The 15,723-nt window shown below is 65.5% G+C and carries 12 protein-coding genes; 7 read left to right on the forward strand and 5 right to left on the reverse strand.

Going from position 1 to position 15,723, the window contains the following annotated elements:
* Positions 1–20: 20 nt before the first annotated feature.
* Positions 21–1,388 carry a DUF1329 domain-containing protein gene (locus JLK41_RS05665; protein WP_037047415.1) on the forward strand — a complete coding sequence of 456 codons (1,368 nt, stop codon included), beginning with the start codon at positions 21–23 and terminating at the stop codon, positions 1,386–1,388.
* A gap of 168 nt (positions 1,389–1,556) precedes the next feature.
* On the forward strand, positions 1,557–4,169 hold the full coding sequence (locus tag JLK41_RS05670) for a LuxR C-terminal-related transcriptional regulator (RefSeq protein WP_210390533.1): 2,613 nt from the start codon (positions 1,557–1,559) through the stop codon (positions 4,167–4,169).
* Between the two features lie 97 nt (positions 4,170–4,266).
* Here JLK41_RS05670 and JLK41_RS05675 read toward each other — a convergent pair whose 3' ends face one another.
* The 4 genes from JLK41_RS05675 to JLK41_RS05690 form a co-directional block, all read right to left on the reverse strand.
* Positions 4,267–5,610 (reverse strand): short-chain fatty acid transporter, encoded by a 1,344-nt coding sequence (locus tag JLK41_RS05675; protein ID WP_037047010.1) that lies wholly within the window; start codon positions 5,608–5,610, stop codon positions 4,267–4,269.
* Between the two features lie 344 nt (positions 5,611–5,954).
* Positions 5,955–7,133, reverse strand: coding sequence for an acetyl-CoA C-acetyltransferase (locus JLK41_RS05680; RefSeq protein WP_037047020.1), 1,179 nt, complete (start codon positions 7,131–7,133; stop codon positions 5,955–5,957).
* Between the two features lie 147 nt (positions 7,134–7,280).
* Complete coding sequence (locus tag JLK41_RS05685) at positions 7,281–7,937, reverse strand: CoA transferase subunit B (RefSeq protein WP_037047022.1); 657 nt, start codon at positions 7,935–7,937, stop codon at positions 7,281–7,283.
* A gap of 153 nt (positions 7,938–8,090) precedes the next feature.
* A complete protein-coding gene (locus tag JLK41_RS05690; protein ID WP_037047024.1) occupies positions 8,091–8,789 on the reverse strand; it encodes a CoA transferase subunit A in 699 nt (232 codons plus the stop codon).
* 119 nt (positions 8,790–8,908) lie between these two features.
* On the opposite strand from JLK41_RS05690, the gene JLK41_RS05695 reads away from it, so the two are divergent.
* The 4 genes from JLK41_RS05695 (at position 8,909) to JLK41_RS05710 (ending at position 13,407) form a co-directional block, all read left to right on the forward strand.
* Positions 8,909–9,796 carry a LysR family transcriptional regulator gene (locus JLK41_RS05695; protein WP_037047027.1) on the forward strand — a complete coding sequence of 296 codons (888 nt, stop codon included), beginning with the start codon at positions 8,909–8,911 and terminating at the stop codon, positions 9,794–9,796.
* 138 nt (positions 9,797–9,934) lie between these two features.
* Complete coding sequence (locus tag JLK41_RS05700; RefSeq protein ID WP_210391195.1) at positions 9,935–11,176, forward strand: OprD family porin; 1,242 nt, start codon at positions 9,935–9,937, stop codon at positions 11,174–11,176.
* Positions 11,177–11,235: 59 nt separating this feature from the next.
* Positions 11,236–12,825: an argininosuccinate lyase gene (locus JLK41_RS05705; protein WP_210390534.1), complete on the forward strand. Its 1,590-nt coding sequence runs from the start codon at positions 11,236–11,238 to the stop codon at positions 12,823–12,825.
* A gap of 96 nt (positions 12,826–12,921) precedes the next feature.
* On the forward strand, positions 12,922–13,407 hold the full coding sequence (locus JLK41_RS05710; RefSeq protein ID WP_210390535.1) for a hypothetical protein: 486 nt from the start codon (positions 12,922–12,924) through the stop codon (positions 13,405–13,407).
* Positions 13,408–13,423: 16 nt separating this feature from the next.
* Here the strand turns inward: JLK41_RS05710 and JLK41_RS05715 are convergent, their stop codons facing one another.
* Positions 13,424–14,674, reverse strand: coding sequence for a cation:dicarboxylate symporter family transporter (locus JLK41_RS05715; RefSeq protein WP_210390536.1), 1,251 nt, complete (start codon positions 14,672–14,674; stop codon positions 13,424–13,426).
* A 130-nt stretch (positions 14,675–14,804) separates the two neighbouring features.
* On the opposite strand from JLK41_RS05715, the gene JLK41_RS05720 reads away from it, so the two are divergent.
* On the forward strand, positions 14,805–15,722 hold the full coding sequence (locus tag JLK41_RS05720) for a LysR family transcriptional regulator (RefSeq protein ID WP_037047036.1): 918 nt from the start codon (positions 14,805–14,807) through the stop codon (positions 15,720–15,722).
* The last annotated feature ends 1 nt before the right edge of the window (position 15,723 follow it).

The raw sequence follows: 15,723 nt of genomic DNA on the forward strand, positions 1-15,723 counted from the left end.
GGACCAGTTGAGGAATGCAGATGAATACAACCCTGAAGATGCTCGGCGCACTTTCCCTGAGCCTGCTGGCCGGCAGCGTGCTGGCGGCGGTCAGTGCGGATGAGGCGGCCAAGCTCGGTAGCAGCCTGACGCCGCTGGGCGCGGAGATGGCCGGCAACGCCGCCGGCAGCATCCCCGCCTGGAACGGTGGCCTGGCCAGCGATGCCGGGCAGGTCGACGCGAACGGTTTTCTCAGTGACCCCTACGCCAGCGAGCAGCCGCTGTTCACCATCACCGCGCAGAACCTGGAGCAGTACCGCGAGCAGCTGTCTGCCGGGCAACTGGCGATGTTCAAACGCTACCCGGAAAGCTACCGCATGGCGGTGTACCCGACCCACCGCAGCTCGGCGCTGCCCGACAGCATCTACGCCGCGGCCAGGACCAGCGCGCTGAAGACCGGCCTGCGCGATGGCGGCAACGGTCTGGTCAACTTCACCGACAGCCGCTACTACGCCTTCCCGATCCCGCAGAACGGTCTGGAAGTGGTGTGGAACCACATCACCCGCTATCGCGGCGGCAACCTCAAGCGCAGCATCGTGCAGGCGTCGCCGCAGACCAACGGGGCCTACACCCTGGTGCATTTCGAGGACGAGGTGGCCTTCCCCGAGAATATCCCGGACATCGACCCGGACAAGGCGGAGAACGCGCTGCTGTTCTTCAAGCAGCGGGTCACCGCGCCGTCGCGCCTGGCCGGTAACGTGCTGCTGGTGCACGACTCGCTGGATCAGGTGAAGGAACCACGCATGGCCTGGCTGTACAACGCCGGACAGCGCCGCGTGCGCCGTGCGCCGCAGGTGGCGTACGACGGTCCGGGTACTGCCGCTGACGGCCTGCGTACCTCGGACAACTTCGACATGTTCAACGGTGCTCCGGATCGTTACGACTGGAAACTGGTGGGCAAGCGCGAAATGCTGATCCCCTACAACAACTACCGCGTGGCCACGCCTCAGGTGAAGTACGAGGACATCCTCAAGGCCGGCCATGTCAATCAGGACCTGATCCGCTACGAGCTGCACCGGGTCTGGGAAGTGGAGGCGACGCTCAAGGCGGGCGAGCGCAACATCTACGCCAAGCGCCGCTTCTACGTGGACGAGGACTCCTGGCAGATCGCCCTGTCCGAGCACTACGACGGGCGTGGCCAGCTGTGGCGCGTCGGCGAGGCCATGCTCATGCAGCACTATGCGCAGAAGGTTCCGGTCTACGCGTTCGAGGCGCTGTACGACATCATCGCCGGGCGCTACATCGCCATCGGCATGGCCAACGAGGAGAAGACCGCGGTGCAGTACGGCACCCAGGCCTCGGCCAAGGACTTCACGCCTGCGGCCCTGCGTAACGCCGGCGTGCGCTGAGCGGGACTGCCTTGAGCGAGCCGGTGTCACTGCCCGTGACACCGGCTTTTTTGCATCGGGCCACGGTTGCGTGAATCTCGCCCCATAAGCGTCATGGGGTGGCCAAGGCAGATGGGCGGGGTACCATCTGCGAGTGGTTCAACAATGACAACAGAGAGAACCGCTGCCATGCCTACCCTCGCCATCGCCCGTCAGGGTGCGCTGCAGGCGCGACCTGTCGACCTGCCCCGGCTGCCACCTTGCGTGGTGCCTCGTCCCGCCCTGGTGCAACGCCTGCTGGCCAGTGAATCGCGCCTGCGCCTGCTGTGCGCCCCGGCTGGTGCGGGCAAGAGCGTGTTGCTCGGCCAGTGCGCGCGCATGACACCCGCCACGATCGAACCGTTCTGGCTCGACCTGGGCGGCCGTGCACTGAGCGCCGCGCAATTGTGCAAGCGCCTGGCTGCGGCCCTGCAGCAGCCGTTGGCGGCCGACGAGCACAGCGAAGCCGCGTTGCTCGAACTGTTGCACCAGCGCAGCGGCCGCCTGTGGATATTCATCGACGATTACCCGCGCGCCGAGGATGGCGAACTCGATGCCTGCCTCGACCGGCTGTTCGCCGCCGCGCCCGCGCAGGTGACCTGGTGGGTCGCGTGCCGCCGTACCCCGGGCTGGAACCTGCCGCGCCTGCTGTTGCAGGGTGACCTGCTCGAGCTGCAGGGCGAGGATCTGGCGCTGGATGGCGAAGCCCTGGACGAGTTGCTGGCGACCCTGCAGTTGCCACTGCCCGACGATCTGCGCCAGGCCCTGCTGCAGTTCAGCGAAGGCTGGCTGGCGGCGATTCGTCTGCTGCTGCTCGATGCCGATGAAGCAGCGCTCCGCCAGCGCCTGCAGTCGGGGTGTCCGCTGCTGCGCGACTACGTGCAGCGCGAGGTGCTCGCCGAGCTGGACGGGGAGCTGCTCGGTGACCTGCACGCCCTGGCACTGTTGCCGCGCTTCTCCGCCTCGCTCTGCGAACACCTGCTGGAGGGGCGCGGCAGCGACCTGCTGCACGGGTTGCAGCGGCGCCAGCTGTTCCTGCGTAGCCTGGACAGCAGCGGCAGCTGGTTTCGCCTCTGGCACCCGCTGGCGCAGGTACTGCGGCAGTTGCCGGGCGCACCGCTGTCGGCCTCGGTACACGTGCGGGCCTGCCAGTGGTTCGCCCAGCATGGCGACATTCGCGAGGCGGTCGAGCACGCGCTGCAGGCCGGGCAGATCGAAGTGGCGGTCAATTACCTGCAGCGCTTCAGCCAGGAGCAGCTGCTGCAGGGGCACTCGGTCGCGCAGTTCCTGCAGTGGCGTGAGGAGCTGCCTGCCTGGTTGTTCGCCAGTTCGCCGCGGCTGATCGTGCTGCAGGCCTGGGCGCTGATCATCTGCGCACGCTTCGACGAGGCCGCTGAGTGTACCCAGGCGCTGACGCATTTCCTGCCGCAGCCCGATGCCCGGCGCCAGCGCAAGCTGCTGGCCCAGTGGCAGGCCCTCAGTGGCGTGCTGGCGCGCCAGTGCGGCCGCCGCGACGCCCGCCAGCACTGCCTGGAGGCGTTGCAGGCGCTGGACGAGAGCGGCTGGTCGCAGCGCATCCTGTGCTACCAGGCGCTGGCCCAGCAGTATCTTGCGGAGAATGCCCTGGACCAGGCGCAGCAGGCACTGGACGAAGGCCTGCGCCTGGCGCGGCTGCATGGCAGCCTGATCTACGAGGCACTGCTCAACACCGATCACTGCCTGCTGCTGGAAATGCAGGGCGAGGCCGGGCGCGCCGCGGAGCTGGCCGAGCAGTCGCTGGCGCTGCTGCGTGACGGTTTCAGTCACAGCCCGGTGGTCGGGCGTCTGCTGCTGTTGCGGGCCAGCCTGCTGGCGCGCCAGGGCCTCGAGGAGGCCGCACAGCTCGCCTACCGCCACGGGCTGCAGGAGGCCGAGTATTGCGGGGACGCCTACACCATTTCCGGTTATCTGGGCTTGCTGGAGCTGGCCGAGTCGCGCGGCGACCTGGAAGAGGCCTACCAGTGGTTGCAGAAGGCCGAGCGGGCCATGCAGTGGTCGCATGTGCCCGAGGTGCGCTATCGCGGCGTGCTGCTGTTGCAGAGTGGCCGCCTGCTGTTGCGCCAGGACCAGGTCGGCAGGGCACGCGAGGTGTTCACCCAGACCTTGCAGCAGCTGCAGCAACGCCAGCAGTTGGCGCCCTCGGGTTTCTACGATCTGCTGCCGCGCCTGCGTCTGCACCTGGCGGTCAGCGACCTGTTGCTCGGCCATCGGGCCGCCGCCGAGCATGCGCTGCGCCTGCTGCTCGACGAATGCCAGCTGTCCGGCCACCGCAGCCTGGCCTGCGAGTGCCGGATCGCCCTGGTGGAGTGCCTGCTGCACCAGCAGCAGGAGAGTGCGGCCGAGGCCCTGCTGCGGGTCGCGATCGATGAGGCGCGGCAGCTGCGTCTGCTACGGCCGTTGCAGGAACTGCAGCAGCGTCAGGCGCAATGGCTGGAGCGGGTGTTGCCGGGGGAGGCGGGCAGCAGCCTGTATCAGCGCCTGTTCGAGCCGGCACCCGCGGTCGATGAGCCGGCCAGTGCCGGAACCGCGCTGCTCAGCTCGCGCGAGCTGGCGGTGCTGCAGCTGATCGCCCAGGGGCTGTCGAACCAGGAGATCGCCGATCGCCTGTTCATCTCGCTGCACACGGTCAAGACCCATGCCCGGCGGATCAACGTCAAGCTCGGCGTGCAACGACGCACGCAGGCCGTGGCGATGGCCAAGGCGCAGGGGCTGATGGGCGATTGAGTTCGGCACAGCCTGCTGCGCTAGAAGCAGGCTCGCAATGCTCCAGCTCGCGAGGTGTCGGGGAGCGCCGATCGCGAGCCGGAACCAGGCTGAAGGCTCAGCCGATGAAGTAGAAGGCGCCGCAGATCACCACGCCGGAGTACAGCAGCATGATCAGGCAGTAGCCCATGATGTCACGGGCGCCGAGGCCGACGATGCCGAGCAGCGGCAGGGCCCAGAACGGCTGGATCATGTTGGTCCAGGCATCGCCCCAGGCGATCGCCATGGCGGTCACGGTCGGGGATACGCCCAGGGCCTGGGCGGCCGGCAGCATGATCGGTCCCTGCACGGCCCATTGGCCACCGCCGGACGGCACGAACACGTTGACCACGCCCGCGCTGAGGAAGGCCAGCAGCGGGAAGGTGTCGGCCGACGACCAGGAGATGAAGGTCTCGGTGATCTGCCGGCCAAGGGAGATACCGTCGGCATTGGCACCCATCATCATGCCCATGATCCCGGCGTAGAAGGGGAACAGCAGGACGATGCCGCCGATGCCGCGCACGCTCTCATCCACGGCGCGCATGTAGCGCTCCGGGGTGCCGTGCATCAGCAGGCCGCAGAACAGGAAGATCGCGATCACCACGTCCAGGCCGAGGACGAAGCCCTTGTTGGCGAAGTGGTTGAACAGGTAGATGCCCGCCATGGCCACCAGGGCCAGGCCGAGAATGCGGCTGTCGTCCAGGCGCTGTGCCGGGGTTTCACGCGCCGGCAGTTCGGCACGGGATTCCACCAGCTTGGCCGGGTCGGCCACCTTGGCCCCCTGGCGCGGGTGCATGGCGCGGTTGAGCAGCGGCAGGCCGATCACCAGCAGGGCGACGATGGTCAGGTTCAGCGGGCTGAACAGGGTCTCGGCGATGCTCACCGGCTCGGTCAGGATGCCGGCGGTGATCCGCGCCAGGTCCGGTCCACCCGTGGCCATCGACAGCGGGATCGAACCGGCCAGGCCGCCGTGCCAGACCAGGAAGCCCGAGTAGGCCGAGGCCACCAGCAGCGGGTAGTCGACGCCATCCACCTTGCGCGCCAGGGCGCGGGCGAACACGGCGCCGATCACCAGGCCGAAACCCCAGTTGACCCAGCAGCCGAGCAGCGCCACCAGGGTGACCATGACGATTGCCTGTCCTGGTGTGCGGGCGACGCCGGCCAGACGGTCGAGCTGGCGGTTGATGATCGGGGCGCTGGCCAGGGCGTGGCCGGTGACGAAGATCAGGGCCATCTGCATGGCGAAGCCGAGCAGGGTCCAGAAGCCGCCGCTCCAGTGTTGCACCATGGCCGGCAGCGACTGGCCGGTAGAGAAGATGCCGGCCAGCAGCACGCCCAGGGTGAGCAATGCGGAGAACACGAAAGGTGAGGGCAGGTACTTCTGTACCAGGCTCACGCTCATGCGAGTGAGGGTGTTGAACATGGGGGACGCCTCTTTCTTATGGTTGTGTAAGAGCCTGTTGAAAACCTGCTGCGCGTCGGGCCTGCGGGCTTAGAACCTGCTCAGAATGCTCATCTACTGCTCGTAAACTCCGCTTCTTCGCCTGTTTTGCCTTGCATGCCTCCCGCTCGCGAGGCTTCGAACATGTTCTGGGGCTTTGACCAGGCACTCTGGGGTTGGCTTCGCCTGGGCGTTGCAGTGGATATGACAAAGCCCGGCACGAGGCCGAGCTGTTTGACGTAGCCCGGATGCAGGCCGGGAGGTCCTCCCCGGATCGCATCCGGGCCACGCTGTTGCAGTCTGCAGGGTGTGATCCACCCTGCGGGTCAGCGCTCGATGGCCAGCGCCACGCCCTGACCGCCACCGATACACAGGGTGGCCAGGCCTTTCCTGGCGTCGCGGCGGATCATCTCGTGCAGCAGGCTGACCAGCACGCGGCAACCCGAAGCACCGATGGGGTGGCCAAGGGCGATGGCGCCGCCATTGACGTTGACCTTGTCGGCATCCCAGCCCAGCTCCTGGCCCACCGCCAGCGCCTGTGCAGCGAACGCTTCGTTGGCTTCGATCAGGTCCAGGTCGGCCAGGCTCCAGCCGGCCTTGTCCAGGCAGCGGCGAGTGGCGGATACCGGGGCGATACCCATGATCGCCGGATCGACGCCGGCGTTGGCGTAGCCGGCGATCTTCGCCAGCACCGGCAGCCCCAGTGTCTGCGCCTTGGCGGCGCTCATCAGCAGCACCGCAGCGGCACCGTCGTTGAGGCTGGAGGCATTGCCGGCGGTGACGCTGCCGTCCTTCTTGAAGGCGGGCTTGAGCTTGGCCAGGCTGTCGGCGGTGGTCCCGGCGCGTGGCTGCTCGTCACGGGCGAAGGCGAGCGGGTCGCCCTTGCGCTGCGGGATCAGCACCGGGGTGATCTCGGCATCGAAACGACCGGCTTCGATGGCGGCCACGGCTTTCTGTTGCGAGGCGGCGGCGAAGGCATCCTGGGCTTCACGGCTGATAGCGTATTTCTCCACCAGGTTCTCGGCAGTGATACCCATGTGGTAGTCGTTGAAGGCGTCCCACAGACCGTCGACGATCATGCTGTCGAGCATCTGCGCATGGCCCATGCGCAGGCCGGTACGGGCCTTGGGCAATACGTAGGGCGACAGGCTCATGTTCTCCATGCCGCCGGCGATCACCACCTCGGCGTCGCCGCAGCGGATGGCCTGGGTCGCCAGGTGCAGGGCTTTCAGGCCCGAGCCGCAGACCTTGTTCAGGGTCATCGCCGGCACGGCGTGCGGCAGGCCGGCGCGGATCGCAGCCTGGCGTGCGGGGTTCTGCCCGGAACCTGCGGTGAGCACCTGGCCGAGGATCACTTCATCGACCTGGGCGGCGTCGAGGCCGGTCTGCTCCAGCAGGCGCCTGATGACGATGGCACCGAGCTCGGGGGCGGGGACTTCGGCCAGGCTGCCCTGGAAACTGCCGATGGCGGTACGGGTGGCGGCGACGATGACGACGTCTTGCATGGGGTGACTCCTCTCGGCTGATGGGCCGCGTAGCGTGGGAGGGGCTGAGCCGCGACGAGACAGGCTCGCCGCTGAAGTGCCTCCCGCCATGTAGAAAAACGTTCCGTAGACGCCGTGCGTGGTGGCGCCTACGGAACGGTAGACAACTTAGAAGCTCATTTCCGGCACGTGTTCGGGGACGATCAGCTTGCCGGCGGTCTTGGCGACGATTTCCTCGACGCTGACCCCCGGGGCTCGCTCGCGCAGGACGAACGCGTTGTCCTCGATCTCCAGGTAGGCCAGGTCGGTCAGCACCTTGCGGATGCAGCCGCAACCGGTCAGCGGCAGGCTGCAGTGTTCCAGCAGCTTGGACTCGCCGTCCTTGGAGGCGTGGGTCATGGTGACGATGATGTTGTCGGCACCGGCCACCAGGTCCATGGCGCCGCCCATGCCCTTGACCAGCTTGCCGGGGATCATCCATGAGGCGATGTTGCCGCGCACGTCCACCTCGAAGGCGCCGAGCACGGTCAGGTCGACGTGGCCGCCACGGATCATGGCGAAGGATTGCGCCGAGTCGAAGATCGCCGCGCCCTTGACGGCGGTGACCGTCTGCTTGCCGGCATTGATCATGTCGGCGTCGACTTCGTCCTCGCTCGGAAAGGCGCCCATGCCGAGCAGACCGTTTTCCGATTGCAGCATCACCTGCATGCCCTCGGGCACGTAGTTGGCCACCAGGGTGGGAATGCCGATGCCCAGGTTGACGTAGAAACCATCCTGCAGCTCGCGGGCGACGCGCTGGGCCATTTGTTCACGGGTTAGTGCCATGCTCTTATCCTCTTGGCGGCTGCTGAAGAACTGCCTGCGTGGCCGACGGCGTTGAAAACGGGCTCAAGGTGCTGATTCACTGCGCGTGAACTGCGCTTGCCTGCCTGTTCCTGCCTTGTCTCGGCTGTCTCGCTGACGTTGTTCAGCAACCTGCTAGCTGCGCAGGGTGCGTTTTTCGATACGTTTCTCGAAGGTGCCGCAGATCAGCCGGTCGACGTAGATGCCGGGGGTGTGAATCTGCGTCGGGTCGAGTTCGCCGGGTTCCACGATCTCTTCCACCTCGACCACGGTGATGCGGCCGGCACTGGCGACCACCGGGTTGAAGTTCTGCGCGGTGTGGCGGTAGACCACGTTGCCGAAATGGTCGGCCTTCCAGCCCTTGACGATGGCGAAGTCGCCGGTGATGGCCGGTTCGAGGATGTAGTGACGGCCGTCGATCTCGCGCGCTTCCTTGCCCTCGGCGACCGGCGTGCCGTAACCCGTGGCGGTGAAGAAGGCAGGAATGCCGGCGCCACCGGCGCGCAGCTTCTCGGCCAGGGTGCCTTGCGGGGTGAGTTCGACTTCCAGCTCGCCGCTGAGCAGCTGCTGTTCGAACAGGGCGTTCTCGCCGACGTAGGAGGCGATCATCTTGCGGATCTGCCGGTCTTCCAGCAGCACGCCGAGACCGAAGCCGTCGACACCGCAGTTGTTGGAGACCACGGTGAGGTCGCGCACGCCACGGCGACGGATCTCCGCGATCAGGTTCTCGGGGATGCCGCACAGGCCGAAGCCGCCGGCCAGTACGGTCATGCCGTCCTGCAGGCCGTGCAGGGCTTCTTCATAGCTGCCGACGCGTTTGTCGAGTCCGCTCATTCGAGGCTGCCTCTTGTTGTTGTGGGGCAGGAGCACTGCCAGGCTGTGTCCAAGCTTCATCGCTGCGGGCTTATTTGTTAAGTTTGTTTTTCCTCTTGATTGATCCGGTAAATAAATCAATGACCGTCAAGCAGCTACGCGCCTTTCTCGCCGTGGCGCAGAGCCTGAGCTTCGCCCAGGCCTGCGAGCGCCTGCACCTGTCGCAGCCGGCGCTGAGCCTGGCGATCAAGAACCTGGAGCAGTCCCTGGGCGGCCAGTTGCTGGTACGCACCACCCGCAGCGTGGCGCTGACCCCCGAAGGCGAGACCTTGCTGCCGATCGCCGTGCGCCTGCTGGCCGACTGGGACAACGCCGAGGACCTGCTGCGCCAGCACTTCACCCTGCAGATGGGCAAGGTGGCGGTGGCGGCCATGCCGTCGTTCGCCGGCAACCGCCTGCCGGCGGCGTTGCGCGCGTTCCGCGATGCCTATCCGCGGGTCAACGTGGCGGTGCATGACGTGATCAACGAGCAGGTGATGGAGATGGTGCGCGATGGCCGTGTCGAACTGGGTATCGCCTTCGAGCCGGCGACCCTCGACGGCCTGCAGTTCACCGCACTGTACGACGACCGCTTCGTCGCCGTGGTGCCGGCCGGCAGTGAACTGGCCGGGCAGTCCGCGCTGACCTGGGCGCAGTTGCTGGAGCAGCCCTTCATCACCCTGCAGCGGCCCTCGGCAGTCCGCCTGCTGCTGGAAGACAGCGTGATCGCCCGGCATGGCAAGCTGCCGGTGGCGTTCGAGAGCCACCAGCTGGTGACGGTCGGACGCATGGTCGCCGAAGGCCTGGGCGTCAGCGCGGTGCCGCAGCTGTGTCGCCAGCAGATGGAAGACCTGGGCGCCCGCTGCCTGCCGCTCAGCGAGCCGCAGGTCTCGCGCCGTGTGGGTCTGTTGCACCTGGCCGGGCATCAGTTGTCCAGCGCGGCGCAGGCGTTGAGCGAGGTGCTGATGACGACCGCTCGCTTGGACTGAGATGGGGGAGGGGGTTGTGCATATTTTGTAAGTATCAGGTCGAGACTATTTATATATTTTTAATCTCTATTCGTTGTCTTTAGCATCCTCTTGCCAGTTGCCTGGTCGCTAACAAAAACAATGAATCGAGGCATGAAAATGATACGACCTACCTCGCGCCTGCCCGCACTCCTCGCAGTGGGCAGCTCCCTTGCCTTTCCCATCGTCGCCAGCGCCGCCTTCTTCGAAGACAGCAAGGCCTCCGTCGAGTTACGCAACTTCTACATGAACCATGACTTTCGCCAGGACGGCGCCAGCCAGTCCAAGCGGGACGAGTGGACACAAGGGTTTCTGCTCAACTATCAGTCCGGCTTCACCGAGGGGCCGATAGGCTTCGGTGTCGATGCGCTGGGCCTGCTTGGCCTGAAGCTCGACTCCGGTCCTGATCGCCAGGGTACCGGCCTGCTGCCGGTGGGCGACGACAAGGCCCCCGATGATTACAGCCAGTTGGGTTTTACCGCCAAGGCGCGCATCTCCAAGAGCACGCTGCATGTCGGTACCTTGATCCCGAAACTGCCGACGGTCCTGCCCAGTGATTCTCGTCTGCTGCCGCAGACCTTCCGGGGCGCACAGCTGCAATCCCGAGAAATCGACGGGCTGACGCTGGACGTTGGCCAACTGACGCAGAACAGCCTGCGCAACTCCAGTGCCAGTGATGACATGCTGGTCGCCGGCAAGGGCATCCGAGGTGGCCAGGCCAGCGACGAATTCAATTTCGCAGGGGCCAGCTACAAGTGGTCCAAGCAGCTGAATACCGCCTACAACTACGGGCACCTGGAGCAGAACTACAAGCAACACATCGTCAGCCTGCGTCATCACCTGCCCATCAGGGACGGGCATTCGTTCGACAGTGACATTCGCTATGCCCGCTCCACCCATGATGGCAACAGCAACGTCGACAACACGGCCGTCGGTGCCAGGTTCACCTACAACCTCAACAGCCACTCGTTCGGTGTGGCGTATCAGAAGATGAGTGGCGATACGGGCTTTCCGCATATCGAAGGCACCAACTCCTTCCTGGTCAACTACGTGATGATCTCGGCGGATTTTGCCAGCCCCGAGGAGCGCTCCTGGCAGGTGCGTTACGACTACGACTTCGCCGCGCTGGGGCTGCCGGGCCTGACCTTCATGACCCGCTACATCAGCGGCGACAACTTCGAACGCGCCGGCGGTCGTGAGGGCAAGGAGTGGGAGCGCAACACCGACATTGCCTATGTCGTGCAGAACGGCCCGCTGAAGAACTTCGGCGTCAAATGGCGGAACGGTACCTATCGCAGCAACGGCGGTAACGACATCGATCAGAACCGCCTGATCTTCAGCTACACCCTGCCGCTGTTCTGATCCCTTTTCTGCCAGATACCGGGCCCGCTGCGGCCCGGTGCATTCGCGAGGATTCATGCATGAAGACCCACAAGACCCTGTTGCACCTGGCCATCAGCGCCGCGTTGTTCCTGCCGCTCAGCCTCCAGGCCGCCAATACCGCCGACGTCCCCTGCAACACCACTGCCGAGTGTGCCGAGCAGGCCGCCAGGATCGGCGCGAGTACCGACAAACGTGCGCTGAAAGGCGGTGCCTACGAAAGCCAGTTCGCCTGGATGAACCGCATCAACAAGGCCTCCATCGTCATGCTCACCGAGGAAGGCATCGTCAGTGCCCCGCAGGGCAAGCGTATTGCCGGTGGCGTGCAGCATGTCATCGATCAGGCTGGGCAGGCCGATGGCAAGCGCCCCAGCGATGTGTTGCAGGTCGAGAAGATCATGATCGACAAGATCGGTCCCGAGGCATCGCTGATCCATTCCGGGCGCAGTCGGCAGGACATGTACGCGACCTATCGCCTGGCGGTGCTGCGCGCCCAGGTGCTGGATTTCAGCGACGGACTCAACAGCGTGCGCGAACGCCTGCTGAGAATCGCCGGCGACAATGTCGACACGCTGATTCCTGCCTATACCAATGGTGTGCAGGCCATGCCGATCAGCTACGCGCACTATCTACTGGCGTTCGAAGCGGCATTCCAGCGTGACGCCCAGCGCATTCACGAACTCTACGGGCGTCTCAACCTCAGCCCGATGGGCACCGCAGTCCTGGCCAACTCGGGCTGGCCGCTCAATCGAGAGCGCCTGGCGAGCCTGCTCGGTTTCGATGGCGTACGCGAAAACTCGCTGGACTCCAGCCAGGTATCGACCTTCGACATCCCGCTGGAGGCTGCCGGTATCGCGTCCTCGTCAGCGATTCGCGTGGGCGCGCTGATCGGTGACATTCATACCCAGTACCACCAGACCCGCCCCTGGTTGCTGCTCGAGGAGGGGGCAACCTATACCAGCAGCGCCATGCCGCAGAAGCGCAACCCGGGCCTGTTGATGCGCACCCGCGAGTCGGCGTCCAACGTCGTCGGACTGGCCGGCGCCACGTCGATCCGTGCGCACAATGTCACGACCGGCATGACCGACTACAAGATCGCGTTCGACGAGCTCGGCCTGTTCGAGTCGGCCACGCAGATGTTCAAGCGTCTGGATTCGGTACTCGATGCCCTGGTGATCAACCCCGAGCGCGCCCTGGAAGAACTGGACAACGATTGGACCACGTCGATGGAACTGGCCGACACTCTCGAGCGTGAGCACAAGGTGCCGTTTCGCATAGGACACAGCTTCGCCTCCATGATCGTCGGGCAGGCGCGCAAGGAAGGCTTGCTGCCGAAGACCTTTCCCTACGCGGATGCGCAGGCGCTGTTCAGCAAGGCGGCGCAGAAGTACAAGTGGCAGGAGCAGCGGTTGCCGCTGAGTGAGTCCGAGTTCCGTGCCGCGCTGTCGCCACGCACCATGGTGGAGACCCGCAGGGGCACGGGGGGGCCGCAACCTGCCGAGGTCAAGCGCATGCTCGCGGCGGCGCAGAAGACCCTGAAGAGCGATCAGGGCTGGATGAGCGAGCATCGCCAGCGACTGGTCGATGCGGAGCAGCGTCTGGACAAGGCGTTCGACCGCCTCGCGCGCTGATCGTCTCGGTCCGTGCGCAGGCGTCACCTGCTCCGGCTGGCGGCGCTGCTATCGATGCTCGGTAGCGGCGCCTTGTGGTGCTCGGGGAGCGCCCCGGTGGAGCCCAGGAGCAAGCTGTCGACGCAGTTCATGCGGCTGCGTGGCGATGGGGTCAGCTTCACCATCCTGGTAGGCGCCAATGCAGATCTCTACAACCTGCCAGTGGGTCTGAGCCGGGCGGTCATCCTGTTCGGCCCGGCGCCCGACGGGGAGTCGTTCCTGGGCGATGAGACACTGCTGATGGCGCCTGTCTTTCTTGAACCTGGCGACCCCAGGGTACGCTCCGACATGCCGGCCTGGCAGACGGACGACTGGGCCAGGGGAGCGCGCTCCGGATATGCCCGCAGAGGCGTACGCGCTTTATCGGTTGTCGACGGTCTGTTGCGCTATCTCGCAGATCATCCAGCTCTTGCCGATCTGCAGGTTGTCGACCTGGTCGGCCAGGGGGCCGGGGCCGAACTGCTGCGGCGCCATGCTGCACGCAGTGCCGGAGGTCCAGGTCGGCTCAGGCTGCGCTATCGGCTGCAGCAGGCAAGCGAATAGTCCGCGCGGCAGGGCGTCACTTCTCGTTCAGCGTCAGGGCGCTTCGCTGCTGGCGGTGCCGGCCGATTACGCACCGAGCCTGCTCGACATTCAGCGCACCGTGGCATTTGCTGATGAACAGACAGGCCACGCAGTTGCCCAGGACATTGGTCAGCGAGCGGCACTTCATCAGGCGTTCGACGCCAATCAGGACACCCAGCAGCTCCAGCGGGGCGAACTGCAGAGCGCTCAGTGTGGCGGTCAGGATGACGAAAGCCGAGCCGGCGACGCTGGTCGCTCCCAACGAGGTGAACAGACTGACGAACAGGAGCAGCAGGAGCTGCTGAGCGCTGAGATCGGTTCCTGCCATCTGTGCGAGGAACATCATGGCCACGCTCAGGTAGAGATTCGAACCGTTGAGGTTGAAGCTGTAGCCGCCGGTCAGCAGCAGGCGTGCGACATGGCTGCTGCACCCAGCCGTTTCGAGTTTCTCGAGCAGCTTCGGCAGAGCCGCTACCGATGAACCGGTGGCGGCGACCAGCAGCAGTTCTTCTTTGACGTGGAGGATCAGGCGCCACAGGCGCAACCCGAGCAGGCGCAGCGCCAGGCCCATTACCAGAGCGACATACAGGAGGCTGGCCAGGTACAGGGTAGCGATGAACTTCAACAGCGGAATGGCGGCTGTCATGCCGTACTTGCCGATGGTGAAGGCGATGGCCGCGAAGGCGGCCAGTGGGGCGAAGCGCACGATGCCTCGCATCAGTCCGAAGATCAGCGAGACGCCCTGATCCAGGTATCGCTGCAGTGGCGTACCCGCTCGGCCCGAGAGCCCCAGCAGGTAGCCGCAGACCAGCGCGGCAAGCAGCACCTTGAGAATCAGACTCTGCTCGAGCGTCTGCAGCACCAGGGCGGGTAGCTGCGCAATCACGTCCGTACCGGTTTGGCTGTCCACCGCTGTGGGTGACAGGGAGACGCCACCGCTGCCAGGCTGCAACAGCAGCGCCAACAGGATGCCGCAGCTCAGTGACAGCATGGACATCAGCTGCCAGTAGCCCAAGGTCTTCAATGCCAGTGTCGCGCTGCCAGGGTGGCCGACGAGCCTGGCGACGCTGGAACAGAGCAGGATGAACATCACCGGCGGCGTCACCCAGGCAATGATGCCAAGAAACAGCTCGCTGAGCGGTTTCATCTGGATTGCCAGAGCTGGATCGCAGACACCGAGAATACCGCCGAGCAGGACGGCCATCAGCAGCTGAGCAATAGCGGAACGGGCAAGTCGGTGAATCATGACACTCTGTTTTTATCGTTATGGGTGTCTGCTGTGATCGCTCCAGCAGAGGCCTCATCCTACCCCATCGGTCGCGCGATTCGGTATCGTTCGGCCCTGCTGTCCACTCTGTCTCACGGTGAGTCATCTCATGGAGCTTCGTCACCTGCGCTACTTCGTCATGGTTGCCGAGGAGCGTCACTTTACCCGCGCGGCTACGCGCCTGAACATGCAGCAACCGCCGCTGAGCCAGCAGATCCGTGCGTTGGAGGCTGAGCTGGGATTCGAGCTGTTCATCCGCCATGCCAAGGGTGTCGATCTGACGGTGGGCGGCGAGGTCTTCCTGAAGGAAGCACGGGACATCCTCCAGCGGGTCCAGCAGGGTGGACTCAAGGCTGCGCGGGCCGCGCAGGGCATCGAAGGCAGCCTGAGGCTGGGGTTCACCAGCTCCGCTGCGTCGCATCCATTGATCCCGAGGATCATCCGGCGTTATCGCGAACGCTATCCAGGGGTGGACATTGCGCTGAACGAGGGCAGCGCGAAACTGCTGACCGACAACGTGCTGAGCGAGCGGGTGGATGTCGGCATCCTGCGCGCTCCCGTGGCCAGCCCGGAGGGCGTCAGCTACCACCGCCTGCTCAACGAGGAGCTGGTGCTCGTCCTGCCGGTCGGACATCGGTTGCTTGAGCGTGCTGGCGCCGTGTCGCTCAAGGACCTCGTCGACGAGCCATTGATCCTGGTGCGTCGTCCCGGTGCGCCGGGGATGTACGCCAATTTCCTGCAGGCGTGCCGCAGTGCCGGGTTCGAGCCGCAGGTGGCGTTCGAGGTGGAGCGCATGCTGACCAATGTCAGCCTGGTGGCCGCCGGCGCCGGCGTGTCAGTGGTGCCTGCGTCGATGCGCGGTTTTCACGAGCACAGCGTGGCGTATCGCTCGATTCGTGATGCCAGGCCTCGTCTGGTCGCGCCGATCACCCTGGTCTGCCGTGAGCTGCACCAGTCGCCGCAGGTCGTCAATTTCATTGCCCTGGCCCGTGAGCTGGGCGCGGAGTACCGCAAGGAAGCGCACTGAA

Source organism: Ectopseudomonas khazarica, from assembly GCF_017915135.1.
GTDB classification, from domain to species: domain Bacteria; phylum Pseudomonadota; class Gammaproteobacteria; order Pseudomonadales; family Pseudomonadaceae; genus Aquipseudomonas; species Aquipseudomonas khazarica.

Bases quoted from the DNA above. Each gene is read 5' to 3' on its own strand.
- JLK41_RS05690 (WP_037047024.1), bottom strand. From the start codon at position 8,789: ATGAGCGGACTCGACAAACGCGTCGGCAGCTATGAAGAAGCCCTGCAC.
- JLK41_RS05705 (WP_210390534.1), top strand. From the start codon at position 11,236: ATGAAGACCCACAAGACCCTGTTGCACCTGGCCATCAGCGCCGCGTTG.
- JLK41_RS05715 (WP_210390536.1), bottom strand. From the start codon at position 14,674: ATGATTCACCGACTTGCCCGTTCCGCTATTGCTCAGCTGCTGATGGCC.
- JLK41_RS05665 (WP_037047415.1), top strand. From the start codon at position 21: ATGAATACAACCCTGAAGATGCTCGGCGCACTTTCCCTGAGCCTGCTG.
- JLK41_RS05685 (WP_037047022.1), bottom strand. From the start codon at position 7,937: ATGGCACTAACCCGTGAACAAATGGCCCAGCGCGTCGCCCGCGAGCTG.
- JLK41_RS05700 (WP_210391195.1), top strand. From the start codon at position 9,935: ATGATACGACCTACCTCGCGCCTGCCCGCACTCCTCGCAGTGGGCAGC.
- JLK41_RS05670 (WP_210390533.1), top strand. From the start codon at position 1,557: ATGCCTACCCTCGCCATCGCCCGTCAGGGTGCGCTGCAGGCGCGACCT.
- JLK41_RS05680 (WP_037047020.1), bottom strand. From the start codon at position 7,133: ATGCAAGACGTCGTCATCGTCGCCGCCACCCGTACCGCCATCGGCAGT.
- JLK41_RS05720 (WP_037047036.1), top strand. From the start codon at position 14,805: ATGGAGCTTCGTCACCTGCGCTACTTCGTCATGGTTGCCGAGGAGCGT.
- JLK41_RS05675 (WP_037047010.1), bottom strand. From the start codon at position 5,610: ATGTTCAACACCCTCACTCGCATGAGCGTGAGCCTGGTACAGAAGTAC.
- JLK41_RS05695 (WP_037047027.1), top strand. From the start codon at position 8,909: ATGACCGTCAAGCAGCTACGCGCCTTTCTCGCCGTGGCGCAGAGCCTG.